The following is a 638-nucleotide window of genomic DNA, read 5'->3' on the forward strand; positions in this document are numbered from 1 at the left end:
ATATTCAACGCCGAACCCAAAAAAATCTTCACCCGCCGGTGCAATACCTCAGGCGATGGCTAAGGTTTGGGGGGACCTTTTAAACGAACGTCTTGAGCATGAAGTGGTCATCTGCGTGGCATATTATCGGGATGGGCGCAGAAAGGAGATCATCTCCGATTGGCGGGGTGGCATGCAAACGCCAGGGGAGTTCCGCAACCGCTATCCCTACTTGGGCCGCATTATTGAGAACAAATACTGGATACGGTGTTGGGATCGTAATCCCGAGATGGCTCTTCCCCCACACACACACCTTGGCAGAGCTGTCAGGCACAGGGATGATGTGGATGGGCTCGAGAGAAAGGCCGCTTGGCGCGATGAATTCGCCAGCGCTGCTGCCCGGAGATCGTATGGGAGTGGGAGGCGTGGCAAAAGAACATGAGGCTGCGTCTGGTTGATGTTGCAGCTGTTTTGGTCGTCGCCATATTGTGCCTGATGGCTGCATGGGCTCTGTCGTGGCGGTGGTGGGCGCGTTCTGCACGTACGGATTGTATGTACAACTTGAAGATGGTGTATCTTAACTATGCCCTGTTCGAATCGGACCATGGTGGTGTTGTGACGCGTGTCTCGACGAATGACGGGGGGACAAAGGAGCTTGT

General features: G+C 54.7%; 2 protein-coding genes. Both read left to right on the forward strand.

Translation table 11 applies throughout. The features are described from left to right. Window positions 1-421, forward strand: a 421-nt coding sequence (locus G4L39_RS14725) for a hypothetical protein (protein WP_205880984.1), incomplete at its 5' end; no start/stop codon positions are given. Beyond that, window positions 418-638 (forward strand): hypothetical protein (locus G4L39_RS14730; RefSeq protein WP_205880985.1); only part of this gene is annotated, 221 nt, incomplete at its 3' end. The genes G4L39_RS14725 and G4L39_RS14730, both read left to right, overlap by 4 nt.

It is taken from the genome of Limisphaera ngatamarikiensis (genome assembly GCF_011044775.1).
Lineage (GTDB): Bacteria > Verrucomicrobiota > Verrucomicrobiia > Limisphaerales > Limisphaeraceae > Limisphaera > Limisphaera ngatamarikiensis.